Source organism: Micromonospora sp. WMMD737 (genome assembly GCF_049179055.1).
GTDB lineage: Bacteria > Actinomycetota > Actinomycetes > Mycobacteriales > Micromonosporaceae > Micromonospora > Micromonospora reichwaldensis.
Window position 1 is genome coordinate 1 of the sequence record NZ_JBMHMH010000017.1, and the last position, 2,605, is coordinate 2,605.

Genomic DNA, 2,605 nt, shown 5'->3' on the forward strand with positions numbered 1-2,605 from the left:
CTGACGCCGAACAGCCCTCGACGCTCGCGGCGATGGCCGCCAGCACCCGGGTGGTGGTCACCACGGTCGGGCCCTACCTGCGCTACGGCATGCCACTGGTGGCTGCCTGTGCGGCCGCCGGCACCGACTACGCCGACCTGACCGGCGAAACCCTGTTCATGCGCCGGGCCATCGACGAGTACCACAAACAGGCCGCCGACACCGGCGCGCGCATCGTCAACGCGTGCGGGTTCGACTGCATCCCTTCGGACCTGACGGTTTTCGCGCTCTACCGGCAGGCCGAGCGGGACGGCACCGGCCAGCTGGCCGACACCGACTACGTGGTGCGCCGGTTCGCCGGCGGAGTCTCCGGCGGCACCGTGGCCTCGATGGCCGAACTCTTCCGCGAATCCTCCGCCGACCCCGATGCGCGCCGCCAGCTGCTCGACCCCTACATGCTGTCCCCGGACCGCGCGGCCGAGCCGCAGCTGGGCGCCGAGCCCGACGCTCGGTGGCGCCGCGGCCGCGACATCGCCCCCGAACTCGACGGCTACTGGGTCGGGGCGTTCGCGATGTCGATGGTCGACACCCGGATCGTCCGACGCAGCAACGCATTGTTGGGCTATGCCTACGGCCGCCGGTTCAGCTACGCCGAGCAGATGAGCCTGGGCCGCTCGGTGCTGGCGCCGGCGGCGGCGGCGCTGACCACCGCCGGCAACGTCGCCACCACCGAGCTGGGCAGCCGGTTCCTCGACCGGGTGCCCCGCCGGGCCCTCGAACGCGTGCTGCCCAAGGTCGGCACCGGGCCCAGCGAACAGACCCGCGAGAAGGGGCACTACTCGGTCGAGACCTACACCACCACGACCGGCGGCGCCCGGTACGTGGCGCGGCTGTCCCAGCAGGGCGACCCGGGCTACAAGGCGACGTCGGTGCTGCTCGGCGAGAGCGGGCTGGCGCTGGCGCTGGACCGAGACAAGCTCTCTGACCTGCGGGGAGTGCTGACCCCGGCGGCCGCGATGGGCGATGCGCTGCTGGCCCGGTTCCCCGGTGCGGGGGTCTCGCTGGAGGTGTCCCGACTCGACTGAGCGGCGGCTTCCTAGAATGGCTCGGTGACCTCCCAGCCTCTCGCCAACCCGGACGCCCAGAGCGCCGGCGGCCTCGAAGCCCTGCCCAAGTCGTGGGACCCGGGGGCGGTGGAGAGCGCGCTGTACGAAGGCTGGGTTCGGGCCGGCTACTTCACCGCCGACCCCGGCAGCGGCAAACCCGCCTATTCGATCGTGCTGCCGCCCCCCAACGTCACCGGCAGCCTGCACATGGGCCACGCCCTCGACCACACCCTGATGGACGCCCTGACCCGGCTCAAACGCATGCAGGGCTACGAGGTGTTGTGGCTGCCCGGCATGGACCACGCCGGCATCGCCACCCAGACCGTGGTGGAAAAGCAGCTCGCCGTCGACGGCAAGACCAAAGAGGACTTCGGGCGTGAGCTGTTCGTCGATAAGGTCTGGGACTGGAAGCGCGAGTCCGGCGGCACCATCGGCGGCCAGATGCGCCGCCTCGGTGACGGTGTGGACTGGAGCCGGGACCGGTTCACCATGGACGACGGGCTTTCCCGGGCCGTCCGCACCATCTTCAAGCGGCTCTTCGACGCCGGGCTGATCTACCAGGCCGAGCGGCTGGTGAACTGGTCCCCGGTGCTGCAGACCGCCATCTCCGATCTCGAGGTCAAATACGAAGACGTCGAGGGTGAGCTGGTGTCGTTCCGCTACGGATCGCTGTCCGACGACGAACCGCACATCGTGGTCGCCACCACCCGGCTGGAGACCATGCTCGGCGACACCGCCATCGCCGTGCACCCCGACGACGAGCGGTACCGCGATCTGGTCGGCCAGAGCCTGCCGCACCCGTTCCTGGACCGGCGCATCATCGTCGTCGCCGACGAGCACGTCGACCCCGAGTTCGGTACCGGCGCGGTGAAGGTCACCCCCGCCCACGACCCCAACGACTTCGAGATCGGGCTGCGCCATGCGCTTCCGATGCCCTCGATGCTCGACACGAAGGGCCGGATCACCGACACCGGAACACAATTCGACGGCATGGACCGGTTCGAGGCCCGAGTCGCGGTCCGGGAGGCGCTGGCCGAGCAGGGCCGCGTCGTCGCCGAGAAGCGGCCGTACCTGCACAGCGTGGGCCACTCCGAGCGCAGTGGCGAACCGATCGAGCCGCGGCTGTCGCTGCAGTGGTGGGTCAGGGTCGAGTCGCTGGCCAAGGCCGCCGGTGACGCGGTCCGCAACGGTGACACCGTCATCCACCCGCCCAGCCTGGAGCCGCGCTGGTTCGCCTGGGTGGACAACATGCACGACTGGTGCATCTCCCGACAACTGTGGTGGGGCCACCGCATCCCGATCTGGCACGGTCCCGACGGCGAAACCGTGTGCGTCGGGCCGGACGAGACCCCGCCGGAGGGCTGGGAGCAGGACCCCGACGTCCTCGACACCTGGTTCTCCTCGGCGCTGTGGCCGTTCTCCACGATGGGCTGGCCGGACCACACCCCCGAACTGGCCACGTTCTATCCGACCACGGTGCTGGTCACCGGCTACGACATCCTGTTCTTCTGGGTGGCGCG

At 70.4% G+C, this 2,605-nt stretch carries 2 protein-coding genes; both read left to right on the forward strand.

Annotated elements, in window-relative coordinates; all coding sequences use genetic code 11:
• On the forward strand, positions 1 to 1,064 hold a 1,064-nt coding region (locus ACN27A_RS33885; RefSeq protein ID WP_421459004.1), incomplete at its 5' end, for a saccharopine dehydrogenase family protein.
• A 24-nt stretch (positions 1,065 to 1,088) separates the two neighbouring features.
• Positions 1,089 to 2,605, forward strand: a 1,517-nt coding sequence (locus tag ACN27A_RS33890; RefSeq protein ID WP_421459006.1) for a valine--tRNA ligase, incomplete at its 3' end; no start/stop codon positions are given.